Genomic DNA, 18209 nt, shown 5'->3' with positions numbered 1-18209 from the left:
TATCCTCGTCTGGTTGGAGTACTTTACCCCGGCATACGAGTCTATTACGGCAACCTGCGGCCAAACTTTAGCTGGCATCGTGAAACTTGTTCAAAAAGCTACTTCGACCAGTCCGCCCAGGCGGGCAATCCCGCTGATTTGCTGGCCATTGCCGGTGCGAACTGCCACTACCTGCCCCTCGGCCGCCGAACCGGCCGCCTTGCCTTCGGCCGAAACCGAGAAGCCGTTGCCGCGGGTGACCAGCTTGACCAGCTGGCCCTGCAGGATCACCGGCTTCGCCTTCACCATGTCCACCCGGACCGGGGTGCCGGCCGAAATCGACATGCTGCTGGACTTGCCGACCAGTTGCGCCTTGTCGGTGGCAATGCCGGGCGGCAGGGCGGTCAATTCGCCTTGCATCATCGCCAACTGTCCATCCTCGATGGACTGGCCCTGCACCAGCGGCACGGCTGCGGCCACGTAACTGCCCAACACGGATACCTGAGACTGAATATATACCGTCCACGGCGAAGGCGCCGCACAACGCACCCCCACGGTGGTCTTGCCCCAAGCGCGCGCGCCTGGCATCAGGAAGGCTTCCGGCGCAGGGCAGGGCGCCAGGTTCAGGCGCGGGTCCACCGCACCGATGTTGACGGTGACCTTGCCGGGCAGGCCGGCGGTCTGTACTTGCAGGAATTGCTCGGCGACCTGGCGCAGGGCCGTCGGCTCCATGCGGGCCGGGGCGGCCTGGACCACGCTGGCGGCCAACAAGCTTGCAATGATGAGGATTTGTTTCATGCTGCCCATCTTAGCCCTCGCGCGACAGCCGCAAGCCGCGAATAGGGGCAAAAACCCCGCCTTTCTCTTCCGATCAAGCAAGCACATTGCTCCGTATCATCGAACCTGTCATCAAGCGGAGAAGTGCCATGTTAGGCAAACTCGACAACTACCTGCTGTTCAACGAAACCGCCCTCAGCCTGCGCGAGAAGCGCCAGGCCGTGCTGGCGTCGAACATCGCCAATGCCGACACGCCAAACTACAAGGCGCGCGACATCGACTTTTCCGCCAACCTGCAGGAAGCCATGCAGCGGGCGGCCACGCCGCAGCCGCTGAATACGACTGCCAACAAGCATTTCCCGCGCCCGCCGCAAGACGGCAGCACCCTGCCGGACGGCACGCCGCTGCTGTATCGCCACCCGGCGCAGGGCGCGGTGGACGGCAATACCGTCGACATGGATGTCGAACGTAACAACTTTGCCGACAATGCCTTGCGCTACGAAGCCGGCGTGACCTTTATTAATTCGCAGATCAAAGGCCTGCTGGCCGCGATCCAGGGAGGCCAGTAATGTCCTTGTTCAGCATCTTCAATGTTTCCGGTTCTGCCATGAGCGCCCAGGCGCAGCGCCTGAACGTGGTGGCCTCCAACCTGGCCAACGCCGACAGCGCCACCTCGGCCAGCGGCGAAGCCTACCGCGCCAAGCAGGTCGTGTTCGAAGCCACCCCGACCGCCAATGGCGCCGCCACCAGCGTGAAGGTCAGCCAGGTGGTGGAAGACCCGTCGCCGCTCAAGCAAGTCTACGACCCCAAGCATCCGCTGGCGGACGAGAAGGGCTATGTGACGATGCCAAACGTGAACGTGGTCGACGAGATGGTCAATATGCTGTCGGCCTCGCGCTCCTACCAGACCAATGTGGAAACCATGAATGCAGCCAAGACCATGCTGCTGAAAACCCTGACGATCGGACAGTAACCATGGCCATCACCAACACCCCCGTCACTGGCGGCGGCGCGCCGTCGCAAGCCCTGCTCAACGCAGTCAACACGCGCGGCACTACCGGCTCGGACAAAAGCGTCTCGGCCGACCAGGACAAATTCATGACGCTGCTGATCACGCAGCTGAAGAACCAGGATCCGCTGAATCCACTGGACAACGCCCAAGTGACCAGCCAGCTGGCGCAACTGCAGACCGTCACCGGCATCAACAAGCTGAACGAGACGATCGAATCATTGAAGAAAGATTACGCCAATTCGGCTTCGCTGCAGGCGACCAACCTGATCAACCACGGCGTGCTCGCGGCCGGCAAGAACCTGCAACTGGTGTCGGGCAAGGGCCTGTTCGGTGTCGAGCTGAAGAACGCCGTCGACTCGCTGCAGATCGACATCAAGAATGCCGCCGGCAAGGTGGTGCACACGCAGACCCTGCAGGCGGTCGATGCCGGCGTGCTGCCACTAGGCTGGGACGGCAAGCTGGAAGACGGCACCACCGCCGCGGACGGCATGTACACCGTCAGCGTCAGCGGCACCCTGGGCGGCAAGGCGGCCGAAGGCGTGCAGGCGCTGACCTTCGGCACCGTGGCCAGCGTGTCCACCGGCGCCGGCGGCACCAAGCTCAATGTTCCAGCCATCGGTCAACTGACCATGGACGATATCAAGCAAGTTTTGTAAGCCCAACCTGATAGGGGAAATACCATGTTTCAACAAGGTCTCAGCGGCCTGAACGCCGCAGGCAAGTCGCTCGACGTGATCGGCAACAATATCGCCAACGCGAGCACGGTGGGCTTCAAAAGTTCGCAGGCGCAGTTTGCCGACCTGTATGCCAACTCGCTGAACGGCGTGGCGGGCAACAACCCGGGTATCGGCGTGAGCATTTCGCGCATCGCGCAACAATTCACGCAGGGCAATATCGAGACCACCAACAACCCGCTGGACGTTTCCATCAACGGCGGCGGCTTCTTCCGCACCGTGGCGCCCAGCGGCGAAGTGCAGTATTCGCGCAACGGCCAGTTCCTGCTCGATAAGAACGGCATCATCACCAACGCCCAGGGCAACGCCATCACCGGCTACCTGGCCAACCAGCAAGGTGTGATCCTGGCAGGCGCGCCGGTGCCGATCAAGATCGATACGGCCGACCTGACCCCGGTCGAGACCACCGAAGCGAACTTCAAGATCAACCTGTCGTCCACCTCGCCGGTACCGACCAAGGTGCCGTTCGACGCCACCGATCCGCTGACCTACACCAAGCAGACCGTGATGGATGTGTTCGACAGCCTGGGCAATGCCCACACCATGTCGGTGTTCTACGTGAACAAGGGCAGCGGCGTATGGGATGTGTACGCCGGTAGCGATGGCGTGCAGGTCGACTCCAAGGCGATCGCGCAAGCCGTGCTGACCGACCCGGCTTCGCTGGCGGCGCGCGCCGCCTACAACACCGCGGCGGCGGCGGGCAATGCCGCCGGCATGCTGGCGGCCCAGCAAGCGTATTCCGCTGCTGCCGGTGCGGCCATGACCGCTGCCGCGACGGCAGCGGGCGCTACGCCGGCCCAACTGGCGAGGCTGGCGGCGGTGTACACGCCGCCGACCGACGTTGGCGCCGTCCCGGGCAATACGCCCGACATCATTGACCAGAAACTGGCGGCGGCAATTACGGTCCCAGCGGTCAAGGCCGGCACCCTGGCTTTCGACACCAACGGCCAGTTGAGCGCAGCGCGCATGGCGCTGCTGACGCCGCCTCAGACCTTGCCGTTCTCGATCGACCTGCCGATTTTCCCGGACAACGGCGCCGACCTGACGATGACGATTACCACCAACTTCGTCGGCACCACGCAGTACGGCTCGCCGACCAGCGAGAAGGAATCGACGCAGAACGGCTACTCCTCGGGCAGCCTGCAGCGCTTCTCGACCGATGCCAGCGGCACCATCATCGGCCAGTACAGCAACGGCAAGTCGCGGCCGCTGGCGCAATTCGTGCTGGCCAACTTCGCCAGCCCGGACGGCCTGATCCCGCTCGGTAACAACGTGTGGGCGGAAAGCTCGGCCTCCGGTGCACCGCAGGTCGGCACGCCGGGCGAGGGCAACCTGGGCCAGTTGCGCTCCTCCTCGGTCGAATCGTCCAACGTGGACCTGACCAAGGAACTGGTCGACATGATCACCGCGCAGCGCGTCTACCAGGCCAATGCGCAGACCATCAAGACCCAGGACTCGGTGCTGCAAACCCTGGTCAACCTGCGTTAATCGGATAAAGCGAGCAAGCGATGGACCGCCTTGTCTACACCGCCGCCACCGGCGCGCGCCATATCCTGGAGCAGCAGGCCACCACGTCGAACAACCTGGCCAACGCCACCACGACCGGCTTCCGCGCCCAGCTCGATTCCTTCCGTGCCGTGCCGGTGGTGGCGGAAGGTTTGCCGACCCGTACCTTCGTGGTCGACAACACGGTCGGCTCGGATTTCCGCGCCGGCGCGATGCAGACCACGGGGCGGGCGCTGGACGTGGCCCTGCGCGGCGACGGCTTCATTGCCGTGCAATCGACCGACGGCTCCGAAGCCTATACCCGCAACGGCAGCCTGAAGGTCAGTGAAAACGGCATGCTGCAAACGGCGGCCGGGCTCACGCTGGTGGGCGAAAACGGCCCGATCGCCATTCCGCCCGACGCCCAGGTGGCCATTGCCGCCGACGGCACCGTGTCGGCCATCGACACCACCCAGACCCAGCCCGGCCCATCGAATGTGCTGGGCCGCATCAAGCTGGTCAATCCGGACGTCAAAGGCCTGGTGCGCGGCGACGACGGCCTGTTCCGCCAGCAAAGCGGCCTGCCGGCCGATCCCGACCAGAACGTGCGCCTGGCCGACGGCACGCTGGAGGGCAGCAACGTCAACCCGATCGACGCCATGGTCAATATGATCACCCTGGCACGTTCTTTCGAAACGCAAATGAGTTTGCTGAAAAACGCGGAAAACAATGCTGCCAAGGCCACGCAAATCTTGGCGTTGAATTAATATTGCATTAATGTTGTTGCTTTGAGGCAACGAATCACGCCTGCGCCATTGCGCACTGCGCCGGGATTCCCCATCATGGGACCTTTCATCTCAGCAGTACAAGGTTATGGCTCGTCCCGAGGAACGTTACGCCACTGTGGTCCTGCCGTTTGTGCTGGCCGTGGCAGCGCTCACCCTGGTGGCCGTGTTCAGCCTGTCGATTGCCGCCACGCTGCGCGCCTACGTCGGCGGCGAAAGTCATTGGTCCAAAGGGCAGAAGGCCGCCATCGCCTCGCTGCAGCGCTATCTCGTTACCGCTGACGAACAGGATTACGCCCAATTCCAGTCCGAACTGGCCGTGCCGCTATCGGACATGCGCGCGCGGCGCGAGATGGACCAGGAACAGATGGACTGGGAAGTGGTGCGCGAAGGCTTCCTGGGCGGCCGTAATGCCGAAGAAGACGTGCGCGGCATGGTCTGGCTGTACCGTAATTTCAAGGATATCTACCTGATGGCGCGCGCCATCACCTACTGGGAACATAGCGACGAGCACCTGTTGCGCCTGCGTGAACTGGGCGAGCGCGTGCACGGGATGCCGCCGGCTGCACGCCGAGCACCGGTGGTGCTGCTGGAAATCCAGGAAATCGACCGCCGTCTGACTCCGCTTGCCATCGGCTTTGCCGCCGCCATCAACGATGCCGCGCGCCAGGTCTCGACGGCCTTGCTGGCCGTGCTGTTGCTGGCAGCGGCCGTGCTGGCCTGGAGCGGCAACAGCTACCTGCGCCGTTCCTTTGCCCGCCGCGAACGCCTGCTGCAGCAACTGCGCCAAAGCGAGGCGGAAGCCTTCGCCGAGAAAGAGCTGGTGCAGGTGACCCTGGGTTCGATTGCCGACGCCGTCATCACGACCGACCGCGAGCAACGCGTCAGCTACAGCAACCGCAATGCCGAACAGATGCTGGGCATGCCAGGCGCCGACATGCTCGGCCGCCCGCTGGATCAAGTGTGCCGGCTGGAAGGCGAGGGCGGAGCGCTGCACCTGCTGGCGGCCGACGGCACGCTGCTGCCAGTCGACCGCTCGGTGGCGCCGATCCACGCGCCGGACGGCGCTGCCATCGGCCAGGTCATCGTGCTGCACGACGCCAGCGAAGCGCGCCGGCACGCCGCGCAATTGAGCTACCAGGCCACGCACGACGAGCTGACCGACATCCTTAACCGGCGCGAATTCGAACGGCGCCTGCGCGAACTGCTGGCGGCTTTACGGCAGGGCAGCGGCGGCGAGCATGCCGTACTATACCTCGACCTGGACCGCTTCAAGATCATCAACGACACCAGCGGCCACGCAGCCGGCGACGAATTGATCAAGCAAGTCAGCCAGCTCCTGCAAGCCACGCTGCGCGAACGCGATATCGTCGGCCGCCTGGGCGGCGACGAATTCGGCATCATGCTGACCCAGTGCAGCCACGAGGACGCCTTGCGCGTCGCGGAAAAAGTGCGCAAGGCCGTGGTCGACCTGCATTTCGCCTGGGGCGTGCGCAGCTACCGCATTGGCGTCAGCATCGGCCTGGTGCTGCTCGATAGCCGCAGCAGCAGCCTGAAGGAAGTGATGAAAGCAGCCGATGCCGCCTGCTACATGGCGAAAGAAAAAGGCCGCAACCGCATCCACCTGTACAGCGACGACGATGCCGAACTGTCCGTGCGCCAGACTGAGATGGAAGCCGTGTCGCGCATCCGCGCCGCGCTGGAAAACGACCGCTTCTGCCTGCACCTGCAGACGATCGCCCCGCTGCGCGGCGGCCGCGCCCATGCCGAAGTACTGGTGCGCATGCTGGACGAGCAGGGCGGCCTGGTGCCGCCAATGGCCTTCATCCCGGCCGCGGAACGTTACGACCTGATGCCGCTGCTTGATCGCTGGGTCATCCGCCACGCCTTCGAAGCGCTGGCGCAGCAAGCTGCCGGTACGAGCTGGGCCATCAACCTGTCCGGCGCCTCGGTGTGCGACGAGGGTTTGCTGGAATTCGTGCTGGAGCAGCAGCGCAGGACCGGCGTGGCGCTGGAGGACGTGTGCTTTGAAATCACGGAAACGGTGGCGGTGGCCAACCTGGCGCAGGCGGCAACGCTGATCCAGGACCTGCAGGCACAGGGCGCCCGCTTCGCGCTCGACGACTTTGGCGCCGGCATGTCCTCCTTCGCCTACCTGAAACACCTGCCTGTCGATTACGTAAAGATCGATGGCAGCTTCATTAAAGGCATCCTGCACAGCCCAACCGAGCGTGCCATGGTCGAATCGATCAACCAGATCGCGCACGTGATGGGCAAGCAGACCATTGCCGAATTCGTCGAGGACGACGCAGTGCTGGCCTGCCTGCGCGCGATGGGTGTCGATTTTGCCCAGGGATATGGTGTAGGGCGGCCCGAGCCCCTGCAGGCAGCCCGGCAGGCGGACAAGGAAGCTGCGCTCTGACCCTGGCGCTTACATCAGCTGTATGCCCCACCAATATTGCATGACCTTCGCCATCTCCTGCGACATCGCGTAAAGCTGCAGTTTCCCGCTCTCGTTTCTCGTAAAAACAAGCGCAGGGAATTTTCCGCGCACCAGGCTTCCGTGTGCGGGCAACGCCGCTTGCGAGAACGCCTGGAGTGCGCCGCGGTCGGCCGGATCGAGATCCACATACCAAAGCTCCACCGTATTTCCGTCTTCAGTGAAGCTGCCGCCGTATCCCACCGGGCACGATTTCCCCTTGATCTTCTCAAACATGGATCCCAGCGGCGACACCACGCCCCTGGGCGATGGCTGGATGAAGTCGGCCAGCAACGCCTCGCCTTTTGCCCCAGCCGCGATGGTTCCCGCAAATGCAGTACGCAAGGTGTTGAGTGCGGCAGTTTGGCCAATAAGCGAAGGCTCGACTGCACTCACGTCATCAATAGCCTTCCGCAGGCGTGCCTGGAAGTCGGCAAACTCCGCCAGGGCTTTCGGCCGGTCGAAATTCGGCTGGACAAAGTCGGACGAGGTACAAATTGCCTGCCGCAGGTCACGCGGCAGCTCCGCCCCCGGCCGCCATTGTGCTGCCGTGGCATTCAGGCGAGCGAGTCGTTCGGGCGCAAGCTCCCGTTCCAGCTTGTCCAATGCCTCCGCGTCGCGTTCATTTCCGGCCAAGCGCTGCTGCGAGACTTTCAGCAGGAGGCCCGCCAGTTCCGGGTCATAGGGCAAGCCCTTGTTCTGCAGGCTCAATTCGGCCAGGATACTGGCAGCGATGGGATTTCCTCTGTCGGCCATTGGCCAGAGCTGCTCGGCAGCATTCAAATACCATTGCTTGCTGCTGGCGGCGTTGCGTTTGACGCCTTCCAGGCCGCGCCGGTATGTGTTTGCCAGTTGAAGCTGGGCCTGTATGTGCCCGGATTCCGCAGATTTTTCAAGAAGGGCAAGTGCCTGCTGCTGCGAGGGAGCCGATATGGAAGGCAAAGCGCGGGCGGCTCCTTCATTCCGTTTGATGTTTGCCTCCCATGCTGCCACCTGCTTTGCGCTTGGCGTCGAACCGGAACTGTTTTGCTTGTGGGCCGCTACCAGCTGCTTCTGCGCACCGATGTGGCCACCATCGGCTGCAAGGATATAGAGCTTCTGCGCGCGCTCGTCATCCCGTTCGAGGTCGCCGCCATACTCGTGTGCCCGCGCCGCCATGAACTGCCTGGCTGGCGCGGGCAAGTCAGCTGCCTGTTGGTACTCAAGCAGGGCGCTGATATAGCGATTCTCCTGATCGGTGAGCGCGAAGCCTGCTTGTGCCAAGGAAGCCAGTGGCAGCGAGTAAAGCAGCGCCGTGGTAAAGAAGATCGCAGGAGTCTTTGTCATTTCAAGAATCGAAAGTTGGTCGGCTTTTGGGGTTGAGTTGCTTGCCTATTCGTCGTCGTCCATCGGTCGTTCGGGGAAGATTTGAAGGGCGTATTCGCTTGTATCAAAAGCCTTGTCGAACTCTTCGCGAGTCTTCCATTTTTCCTGGCCGCCTGGCGTTCCGAACACCAGGTCAGCCATCGTCAGCGGAGTCCTCTTCAAAGGGTTGCGCACGGATCGATTCCAGCTCAAGGCAACCAGGGTTGGCCGGCCATTCGCATCTATCTCGTAGACACGGTGGTACACCTGGTGGGCAATCAGGAGCGGAGCACTCGTCTTCAACAGCCTGTCGTCGAAATCCGGATTGGGCCCAGGGCGCGGCTGGCGCCAGTCGTTGACCGTGATGATGCGTTTGATCTTGCCCTTCGCATCGAGTTGCTCATGCCGCAGGACGTATCCCTCCAGAATGTAAAAGCGGTGCCGGGAAATGTGCTCGTTCGCCTTGAACAGCTCGTATAAACGGATGTGCCCATCCAGGCGTGTCATGCGGCGCCGTTCGTATTTGTAAAGCTCGTCCGGATTCTCGAGCAGGGAAATGCGAACCGGCGGCTTCAGGAAAGTATAGTTGGACCCGTTCCACCGACCGAATACGTCGACGACCATATTGGCCGCGTTATTGTCCAGCTTTCCGTAAGTTGAGCCGAATATCTCATGCACGCCGCGCCGCGAGTCGACAAATGCATTTCCCCACACCGAATCGGGAGTCGGATCGATTTGAAATGGCGACCATTCTTCCCGCCAGCGCGCAGTGGACTTGGGGAGATGCCAGCGCGAACGTAACTGGACTTCCTTCCCATCGACTGTTGCGTACCTGAACTCGCGCCATTCATCGCGCAGGGACGGCTCGCCTGTCGGACACTTCTTCGTATGTTCCGGATTCACCCACAAAATCACGCGGTCGCTGTCATCGTAGCGGTTGCAATGTTGTGCAGTTGTGTCGACCGGAAGGTCTTTTGACAAATCGGCCTGGATAATCTGTTCGATCCGGCCTTTGCTGTCGTAGGAATAGGTGGTGCTGTACGCAAGCGTCAAGTCCTGGTCCAGCAGGCTGCGGGATAGGGCATTCCCTTTGGAATGCCGTGCTATCTGCTCAAACATCCCTTGCCCCTGTCCCAGATGCTGGCGCGGCAACCATACATCAACCCTGCAGACACGCAGCGAGCGGTCTTTGGGACTGGCCTCGAAGTACCACAGCTTTACCGTGCCGGCCTCGCCTGGTAAACGCTGTTGATCCTGTTTCGTTATGCCCGCAGGCGGTGGCGGCGGATACGGTGCGCGAGTCCGCCCGTAAGGGGATTCGCCGAATGCCATGAGGCCCTCCGGCGTTTCGCCCGTGTAGACGCCGATGTCATTTGATGGCGGAACCATTGGGTTGGCCTGGAAACATGCGGCAGCGCAGTTTCCACACGCGGCAAGGAGGGCGAACACGAACGCGACAAGGCGTTTTCCGGCAGATGGGACTTCTTGGTCGTGCGGCATACAGCAATAATTATCAAATCGCAAACAATAGCAGAGCTGAACAATTCGCGCCACACGCGTGAATAGGCGGGGGAAAACCAGCCAGATCGAAGCTTTGAGTTGATCCTTGCCACGGGATAATGCCTGTATAGAAAAACCGCTTGGTTTTACCGTTTAAGGGGCAGCAAATGATTCGATCACTGTGGATTGCCAAGACCGGCATGGAAGCGCAGCAGACCCAGATGGACGTGGTGTCCAACAACCTGGCGAATGTGAGCACTAACGGCTTCAAGAAGTCGCGCGCGGTCTTCGAAGACCTGCTGTACCAGAACATCCGCCAGCCGGGCGCCGCGTCCTCGCAGCAGACCCAGCTTCCGTCGGGGATGCAGCTCGGCACCGGCGTGCGCCCGGTATCCATTGAGCGCATCCATACCCAGGGCAACCCGCAGTCGACCGGCAACGACAAGGACCTGATGGTCAACGGCAACGGCTTCTTCCCGGTGCTGCTGCCGGACGGTACCACCGCCTATACCCGCGACGGTTCCTTCCAGCGCGATAACAACGGCCAGATGGTGACTTCCAGCGGCTTCGTGCTGCAGCCGGCGATTACGATCCCGATCAATGCCACCAGCATAACGGTCGGCCGCGACGGCATCGTCTCGGTCACCCTGCCGGGCCAGGCTGCCCCGCAGCAGATCGGCGCCATCCAGCTGGCGACCTTCATCAACCCGACCGGCCTGGAATCGAAGGGCGAGAACCTGTACGTGGAAACCGGTTCGTCCGGTGCGGCGACCCAGAACCAGCCCGGTACCAACGGCACGGGCGTGATCCTGCAGGGCTATGTGGAAACCTCGAACGTCAACGTGGTCGAGGAAATGGTGAACATGATCCAGACCCAGCGCGCTTACGAAATCAATTCGAAGGCGATTACCACCTCCGACCAGATGCTGCAGCGCCTGTCGCAGCTGTAATCGAACGAGCCCGCCATGCGATTCCGTCTTGCCGCCACCATCATCGCCGCCGCGCTGCTGTCTGCCTGCGCCGGTGCGCCAACCTCGATCGTCAACGGCCCGACCAGCGCCCGTCCGCTGCCGCCGCCGTATCCGCCGGCGGCGCAGAACAATGGTGCGATCTACCAGGCCAGCACTTTCCGCCCGGCCTTTGAGGACCGCCGCGCACGCCACGTGGGCGACGTGATCAATGTCGTCATTACGGAGAGCACGTCTGCCGTCAAGAACGGCGCCAGCGCGGGCAGCAAGTCCGGCAGCGTCAACTTCGGCATTCCGGGCGTGCTGCAAAACCGCTTCGGCACCAACGTCGCCACCAGTGCCGACAACAAGTTTGCCGATGCCGACAGCCAGTCGCTGAGCAACAGCTTCCGCGGCACCATTGGCGCCACCGTGGTGGAAGTGCTGTCCAACGGTAACCTGATCATTGCCGGCGAAAAGCAGGTCGGCATGAACAAGGCGACCGAATACATCCGCATTTCCGGCATGGTGAATCCGGATTCGATCAACGGCAATTCGGTGGCGTCGACCTCGATCGCCGACGCCCGCGTCGAATACCGCACCAAGAGCAATATCGATGGCGCCGAAGTGCAGTCGATGCTGTCGCGCTTCTTCCTCAGCCTGCTGCCTTTCTGATCATGAAGACTTTTCAGCTCCTCACTCTTTGCGCCGCCTTGCTGCTGGCGCCGGCCGTGCAGGCTGAACGCCTGAAAGACCTGGCCAGCGTGGCCGGCGTGCGGCAGAACCAGTTGATGGGTTATGGCCTGGTGGTCGGCCTCGACGGTTCCGGCGACCAGACCACGCAAACCCCGTTCACCGTGCAATCGGTGGCTTCCATGCTGCAGTCGATGGGGGTGGCGCTGCCGCCCGGCACCACGCTGCAATTGAAGAACGTGGCGGCAGTCATGGTCACCACCAACCTGCCGGCGTTCGCGCAACCGGGCCAGCAGATCGATGTCACCGTGTCGTCGATGGGTAACGCCAAGTCGCTGCGCGGCGGCACGCTGCTGATGACGCCATTGAAAGGCGCTGATGGCCAGGTGTACGGCATGGCGCAAGGCAATGTGCTGGTCGGTGGCGTGGGTGCGCAGGCGCCGGGCGGCGGCGCTGCTGTCGTCGTCAACCACCTGTCGGTCGGCCGCATTTCCGGCGGCGCCACGGTGGAACGCGCGGTGCCCACCACGCTGGGCGACAGCAACCAGATTCGCCTCGAACTGAACAATACCGACTTTGCCACGGCTAGCCGCGTGGTCAACGCCATCAACGACAAATACGGCGCCGGCGTGGCCTATGCGCAGGACGGCCGTACCATTCGCGTCACCGCGCCTTCGTCGAGCGATGCGCGGGTGGCCTTTATCGGCGAACTGGAAAGCATGGACGTGCGCCCGGCGCGCCAGGCCGCCAAGGTCATCATGAACGCCCGCACCGGCTCGGTGGTGATGAACCAGGAAGTCACGCTTGAGACGTGCGCCATTTCGCACGGCAACCTGTCAGTATCGGTCAGTGCCGACACCCAGGTCAGCCAGCCGAATCCACTCAGCGGTGGCCAGACCGTGGTATCCCAGCAGGGTAGCGTCGACATCAAGAAGGACTCCGGCAAGGTCATCATGCTGAAGGGCGGTGCGTCGCTGGCCGACGTGGTGAAAGCCCTCAACGCCATCGGCGCCTCCCCGCAAGACTTGCTGGCCATCCTGCAGGCGATGAAGGCAGCGGGATCGCTGCGCGCCGAGCTGGAAATCATTTGAGGATGCCGCCATGATCCCCCGCACAGCCTCCGCTGCCACCGACCTGAGCGCCAATCTTGCCATCGACACCAAGGGCATGTCCGAGCTGCGCCAGTCGGCGCGTGCCGGTTCGCCCGAGGCGCTGAAAACCGCGGCCACCCAGTTCGAAGCGATGTTCGTCAACATGATGATGAAGAGCATGCGCGATGCTACGCCGCAAGACGGTTTGATGGACAACCAGCAAACCAAGATGTTCACCACCATGCTCGACCAGCAGACCAGCCAGGACATCGCCAAGAAAGGCCTGGGCCTGGCCGACGTGCTGGTGCGCCAGCTGTCGAAAACCTCGCCGCCGGTGGATGGCGTGCCGACCGATCCGGCCATGACACGCGCCCTGATGGAGCAGGCCAGGCTGCAGCGCTCAATCGAAGCCAGCGGCGGGGCGGCGGCGATGTCCAAGGCGGCGACCAGCACGGCAGCGGCCAGCGACAAGCCGGCCCACGTGCGCAGCTTCCAGGACAAACTGGCCAGCCACGCGGAAGAAGCCAGCCGCGCTTCCGGCATCCCGGCCAAGTTCATGCTCGGCCAGGCCGCCCTGGAAACCGGCTGGGGCCGGCGCGAAATCAAGGGCCGCGACGGCAGCAACAGCCACAACCTGTTTGGCATCAAGGCCGGCCCGGACTGGAAGGGGCGTGTTGTCGAAACGGCTACAACTGAGTATGTCAACGGCAAGCCGCAGACCCGCGTCGAGAAATTCCGCGCCTACGACAGCTATGCGGACAGCTTCAAGGATTACGCCCGCCTGCTGAGCAGCAATCCGCGCTATGAAAAAGCGCTGGCGGCAGCCAACGGCACCGATGCCGCCGGGTTTGCCAAGGGCTTGCAGCGCGCCGGCTACGCCACCGATCCCAACTATGCCAGCAAGCTGGCCGGCATTATCAAGCGCACTCTTGCCTGACGAACATCAAGTTTTGTCGGGATGTGCCGTAAACTGAATATCTATCGAAGGTAATTAATAAAATGTCCTTACTCAGCATCGGTAAAAGTGGTTTGTTGGCTGCCCAGACGGGCCTGGCCACCACTGGGCACAACATTACCAACGCCAACGTGCTCGGCTATAACCGGCAGGTGGTGGTGCAGAGCACCACGCAGCCGATCCAGACCGGCGAAGGTTTTCTCGGCACCGGCACCGAAGTGGCGCAGATCAAGCGCGTCTATGACGACTTCCTGAACCGCCAATTGCTGGGCGCCCAGACCAACCAGGCCCAGCTCGACACCTATTTCAACCAGGTCAGCCAGATCGACAACCTGCTGGCCGATACCACGGTCGGCCTGGGACCGGCACTGCAGAGCTTCTTCAGCGGCGTGCAGAATGCCAACTCGAACCCGCAGTCGACCGCGGCGCGCCAGGCCATGCTGTCCGCGGCAGAATCGCTGGCATCGCGCTTTAACGGTCTGTCCAGCCGCATGAAGGAATTGAACGAGGGCGTCAACACCGGCGTCGCCGCCAGCGTCAACGAAATCAATTCCTTCGCGCGCCGTATCGCCGAGCTGAACAATACGATTGCCGGCCTGTCGGTCGACCCATCGACCTTGCCGAGCGACCTGATGGACCAGCGCGACGCATTGATCGCGGAGATGAACAAGCAGGTCCAGGTGACTGTCAGGCCGGCCGAGAACAATATGCTGAACGTTTCGTTCGGCACCGGCCAGCCGCTGGTGATCGGTAATCGCAGCCAGGAACTGGCCACGGCGCCTTCGACCTTTGACCCGGAGCGCATCGTGGTCGGCTACCGCACCCAGGGCGGCACTTTCTCGCAGCTGCCCGACAGCGTGCTGACCGGCGGCCAGTTGGGCGGCCTAATCGATTTCCGCAATAGCGGCCTGGACGTGGCAAATGCCAACCTCGGCAAGATCGCCGCCGGCCTGGCCGATGCTTTCAATGACCAGCACAAGCTGGGCATCGACCTGGATGGCAACCTGGGCGGCAACTTCTTCAAGGATATCCACGCCTATGTCGGCTACGACACGCGCAACTCGCCATCGAGCACGGTGAAAATCGATGCGGTAGTGGTTGACGCGGCCAAGCTGACCGCGTCGGACTATGACATCAATTACAACGGCACCGACTTCATCGTGACGCGCGCCAGCGATGGCGTGACCACGACCATTTCGCCGTATCCGCAGACCCAGCCGCAAGTGATCGATGGCGTCGCCTTCTCCATCACCGGTGCGGCCGGCGGCCCCGACCACTTCCTGGTGCGCCCGACCTATAACGCGGCGCAGGATTTCGGCGTCGAACTGAAAGACCGCAACAAGATTGCGCTGGGAGCGCCGATCAGCACTTCGGTGCCGACCGCCAATACCGGCACCGGCAAGATCAGCGCCGGTGCGGTGAACTCGAACTACCTGTTGCCGGGCAACCAGTTGGCGGCGCCGGTCACGCTGACCTACAACAGCGCGACCAACCAGCTTAGCGGCTTCCCGACGGCTGTCGACGTCACGGTCAATGGCACCACCACGAACTATCCGGCCGGCACCCCGGTGCCGTACACCGCTGGCGCCAAGATGACGTTCCAGGGCATCGAGATCGAGATTACCGGCAACCCTGCCAACAACGACAAGTTCACCATCTCGCCTGGCAGCGGGGTTGGCGACGCGCGCAATGGCGTGCTGCTGGCGGGCCTGCAGACGAAGAACATCCTGGACGATGGCCATGCCACCTTCCAGGCCAGCTACGCGCAGATGGTCAACTTTGTCGGCAACAAGACACGTGAAGTGCAGATCGCCGGTGCTGCGGCCGATACCACCGTGGAGCAGGCCCAGGCCGCGCGCGATTCGGTCTCCGGCGTGAACCTGGACGAAGAAGCATCCAACTTGCTGCGCTACCAGCAGGCCTACCAGGCATCCGGCAAGGTGATCCAGGTGGCAAGCGAACTGTTTGATACCCTGCTTTCGCTGGGCAGGTAAGATTTTTGAAGGAATAGCATCATGGTCATGCGTATTGCCACCCGGACGATTTACGAGAACGGCGTCAGCCAGCTGAACACGCTGCAGGCGCAACTGCAGAAGACGCAGCTGCAGTTATCGACCATGCGGCGCGTCGTGACACCGTCGGACGACCCGGTCGCGTCGGCACGCGCGCTGGAAGTGTCGCAGTCGAAATCAATCAACACCCAGTACGTCACCAATCGCACGAACGCCAATGCCTCGCTGTCGCTGGTGGACAATACGCTGGCGAACACCGACGACCTGCTGCAGGAAGTCAAGAGCAAGATCGTCGCCGCAGGCAACCCAGGGTTCACGCTCGCCGACCGCGAAGCGCTGGCGAAGGAACTGGAGGGGCGCCTGGAAGACTTGCTGGGCCAGGCCAACGCTACCGACGGCAGCGGCGCCTACCTGTTCTCCGGCTACAAGAGCGACATCCAGCCATTTACCCGTTCCGCTACCGGCGCCACTTATAACGGCGACCAGGGCCAGCGCGAACTGCAGGTGGCCTCGTCGCGCAAGCTGGCGACCAGCGAGACTGGCTCGGCCATCTTCGAAAGCAATATCACCGGCAACGGCACCTTCCAGACCAGCGTCGACCCGAACAACTATACCCGTGGCGGCACCGGCATCATTTCCCCGGGCGTGGTGAAGACCCCTTCGGCAGTGACTGGCCACAACTACACTCTGAATTTCACCGTGACCGGCACGCCGGCGGTGACTACCTATACCGTCAACGACGTCACTGCTGGCACTGCCGTCGCGTCGAACGTCCCCTATGTGTCCGGCCAGCCGATTGCTTTCGATGGCATCCAGATGGATATCACCGGGGCGCCGGCCAACGGCGACGTGTTCAACGTTGACCCGAGCAAGAACCAGTCGGTGTTCGAAACCATGACAACCCTGATCGCCGCGTTGCGCGGCCCGAGCGGTACGCCGCAGGCAGGTACGGCATTGACGAACGCGCTGAACCTGGCCAACCAGAACATCACCAACTCGCTGGACAACGTGCTGTCGGTACGCGCATCCGTCGGCGCCCGCCTGAGCGAGCTGGATCACCTCGACAGCGCTGGCGACGACCTGAACCTGCAATATGCGAGCCAGTTGTCCGACCTGGTCGACCTGGACCCGGTGGAAGCCATTTCCCGCTTCACGCAGCAGCAAACCACGCTGGAAGCAGCGCAGAAATCCTACAAGGCGCTGACCGGTTTGTCGTTGTTTAACTTGATCTGAGGCTTGCGTTAAAAAAGTCGGGGTCAGGTCTGGCAATCAGACACGGCCTCAGCCGTAGGCGTCGCCTACGGCTGAGGCCGTGTCTGATTGCCAGACCTGACCCCGACTTTTTTCCTGCTATCCCACTCGCGCGGCAATTGCCGCGCTTTTTCTATGCCCTCGTTGACCAGCGACTGGATCGGCATGCTCATGTAGGGCAGGGTCATGGTCAGCGTCAGGAAGCCCACGCCCAGGGTGATCGGGAAGCCGATGCCGAACAGGTTCAGTTGCGGCGCGGCGCGCGTCAGGATGCCCAGCGCGACGTTGGTAATCAGCAGGGCCGCGACAATCGGCAGCGACAGCTGCAGGCCTGCCGTGAAGATCTTCGAGCCCCACAACGCAAGGTCCCAGAAGCCATCGTTATGGAAGGCGATGGCGGTTACCGGCAGCGTGTAGAAGCTTTCCGCCAGCGCCTCGATCAGCACCAGGTGGGCATTCACCGCCAGCACTGCCAGCGTCACCACCCACACCAGGAATTGCGACACCGCCGAGGAGCGGCCTTGCGACATCGGGTCGAAGAAGCTGGCGAAACCGAGGCCCATGGTCAGGCTGGAAATCTCGCCCGCCATTTCCACTGCTGCAAACACCAGGCGCATCGCGAATCCCATGCCGGCGCCGATCACGATTTCACGCGCCAGCACCGACAGTCCGGCCCAGCCGGCAGGATCGAGCGCCGGCATGGCCGGCACGGCTGGTGCGACCACCATGGCGATCAGCACGCCCAGCGCGAGCTTGACGTTCTGCGGGATGCGGGCATTGCCGAAAATGGGGGAGGCCGCAATCAGCGACAGGATGCGAGCTGCCGGCCATAACAGGGCGGCGATCCAGGTGTTCAGTTCAGCGGCGGTGACGACCAGCATCGGTCACGAGACCAGCGAAGGAATGCCAGTCAGCACTTGCCGCATGTAGTCGACCATCACCGAAATCATCCACGGTCCCGCCACCACCAGGGTGACGAACACGCCGACCAGCTTCGGGATGAAGGACAGGGTCGCCTCGTTGATCTGGGTGGCGGCCTGGAAGATCGAGACCACCAGGCCGATCAGCAACGCCACCAGCAGCAGCGGCGCGGCCACCATCAGCGTGACTTCCATGGCCTGGCGGCCCATGGTCATGACTGTTTCAGGCGTCATTGCCAGCCTCC

General features: G+C 62.6%; 17 protein-coding genes. 12 read left to right on the top strand and 5 right to left on the bottom strand.

The window, feature by feature from the left end:
- Positions 1-90: 90 nt before the first annotated feature.
- Positions 91-777: a flagellar basal body P-ring formation chaperone FlgA gene (gene flgA / locus ACN9M3_RS25090; RefSeq protein WP_426163800.1), complete on the bottom strand. Its 687-nt coding sequence runs from the start codon at positions 775-777 to the stop codon at positions 91-93.
- A 128-nt stretch (positions 778-905) separates the two neighbouring features.
- Here flgA and flgB point away from each other — a divergent pair, with 128 nt between their 5' ends.
- From flgB to ACN9M3_RS25060, 6 genes are all read left to right on the top strand, one after another.
- The gene (gene flgB, locus ACN9M3_RS25085) at positions 906-1325 is read left to right on the top strand and encodes a flagellar basal body rod protein FlgB (protein ID WP_426163798.1); all 420 of its coding nucleotides are present in this window, start codon (positions 906-908) and stop codon (positions 1323-1325) included.
- Positions 1325-1729, top strand: coding sequence for a flagellar basal body rod protein FlgC (gene flgC / locus ACN9M3_RS25080; RefSeq protein WP_426163796.1), 405 nt, complete (start codon positions 1325-1327; stop codon positions 1727-1729). Before flgB ends, flgC begins: the two co-directional genes overlap by 1 nt.
- Positions 1730-1731: 2 nt before the next feature.
- Positions 1732-2424 carry a flagellar hook assembly protein FlgD gene (locus ACN9M3_RS25075; protein ID WP_426163794.1) on the top strand — a complete coding sequence of 231 codons (693 nt, stop codon included), beginning with the start codon at positions 1732-1734 and terminating at the stop codon, positions 2422-2424.
- 24 nt (positions 2425-2448) lie between these two features.
- Positions 2449-3990, top strand: a complete 1542-nt coding sequence (locus ACN9M3_RS25070; protein WP_426163792.1) for a flagellar hook protein FlgE — start codon at positions 2449-2451, stop codon at positions 3988-3990.
- 20 nt (positions 3991-4010) lie between these two features.
- On the top strand, positions 4011-4754 hold the full coding sequence (gene flgF, locus ACN9M3_RS25065) for a flagellar basal-body rod protein FlgF (RefSeq protein ID WP_426163790.1): 744 nt from the start codon (positions 4011-4013) through the stop codon (positions 4752-4754).
- Between the two features lie 106 nt (positions 4755-4860).
- Positions 4861-7194 (top strand): EAL domain-containing protein, encoded by a 2334-nt coding sequence (locus ACN9M3_RS25060; RefSeq protein ID WP_426163787.1) that lies wholly within the window; start codon positions 4861-4863, stop codon positions 7192-7194.
- A 9-nt stretch (positions 7195-7203) separates the two neighbouring features.
- Here ACN9M3_RS25060 and ACN9M3_RS25055 read toward each other — a convergent pair whose 3' ends face one another.
- Together ACN9M3_RS25055 and ACN9M3_RS25050 are read right to left on the bottom strand one after the other, a co-directional pair.
- Positions 7204-8577: a tetratricopeptide repeat protein gene (locus ACN9M3_RS25055; RefSeq protein ID WP_426318975.1), complete on the bottom strand. Its 1374-nt coding sequence runs from the start codon at positions 8575-8577 to the stop codon at positions 7204-7206.
- 45 nt (positions 8578-8622) lie between these two features.
- Positions 8623-10095 carry a hypothetical protein gene (locus ACN9M3_RS25050; protein ID WP_426318974.1) on the bottom strand — a complete coding sequence of 491 codons (1473 nt, stop codon included), beginning with the start codon at positions 10093-10095 and terminating at the stop codon, positions 8623-8625.
- Positions 10096-10262: 167 nt separating this feature from the next.
- Between ACN9M3_RS25050 and flgG the strand changes: the two genes are divergently transcribed.
- The 6 genes from flgG (at position 10263) to flgL (ending at position 17026) form a co-directional block, all read left to right on the top strand.
- On the top strand, positions 10263-11045 hold the full coding sequence (gene flgG / locus ACN9M3_RS25045) for a flagellar basal-body rod protein FlgG (RefSeq protein WP_426163781.1): 783 nt from the start codon (positions 10263-10265) through the stop codon (positions 11043-11045).
- A 15-nt stretch (positions 11046-11060) separates the two neighbouring features.
- Complete coding sequence (locus ACN9M3_RS25040) at positions 11061-11717, top strand: flagellar basal body L-ring protein FlgH (protein WP_426318973.1); 657 nt, start codon at positions 11061-11063, stop codon at positions 11715-11717.
- Between the two features lie 2 nt (positions 11718-11719).
- Entirely contained in the window at positions 11720-12826 is a 1107-nt protein-coding gene (locus tag ACN9M3_RS25035; protein WP_426163777.1) for a flagellar basal body P-ring protein FlgI, read from the top strand.
- Positions 12827-12836: 10 nt separating this feature from the next.
- Positions 12837-13763 (top strand): flagellar assembly peptidoglycan hydrolase FlgJ, encoded by a 927-nt coding sequence (gene flgJ, locus ACN9M3_RS25030; protein WP_426318972.1) that lies wholly within the window; start codon positions 12837-12839, stop codon positions 13761-13763.
- Between the two features lie 62 nt (positions 13764-13825).
- A complete protein-coding gene (gene flgK, locus ACN9M3_RS25025) occupies positions 13826-15775 on the top strand; it encodes a flagellar hook-associated protein FlgK (RefSeq protein WP_426318971.1) in 1950 nt (649 codons plus the stop codon).
- A gap of 21 nt (positions 15776-15796) precedes the next feature.
- Positions 15797-17026: a flagellar hook-associated protein FlgL gene (gene flgL / locus ACN9M3_RS25020; protein WP_426163770.1), complete on the top strand. Its 1230-nt coding sequence runs from the start codon at positions 15797-15799 to the stop codon at positions 17024-17026.
- Positions 17027-17091: 65 nt separating this feature from the next.
- Here flgL and fliR read toward each other — a convergent pair whose 3' ends face one another.
- Both fliR and fliQ read right to left on the bottom strand, forming a co-directional pair.
- Positions 17092-17925, bottom strand: coding sequence for a flagellar biosynthetic protein FliR (gene fliR / locus ACN9M3_RS25015; RefSeq protein ID WP_426318970.1), 834 nt, complete (start codon positions 17923-17925; stop codon positions 17092-17094).
- Between the two features lie 3 nt (positions 17926-17928).
- A complete protein-coding gene (gene fliQ, locus ACN9M3_RS25010; RefSeq protein WP_055930712.1) occupies positions 17929-18198 on the bottom strand; it encodes a flagellar biosynthesis protein FliQ in 270 nt (89 codons plus the stop codon).
- Positions 18199-18209: the final 11 nt, after the last annotated feature.

The sequence above is a fragment of the Pseudoduganella sp. R-43 genome (assembly GCF_049913255.1).
In the GTDB taxonomy this organism is placed as follows: Bacteria; Pseudomonadota; Gammaproteobacteria; order Burkholderiales; family Burkholderiaceae_D; genus Rugamonas.
This window is presented reverse-complemented; position numbering and strand designations above follow the sequence as displayed.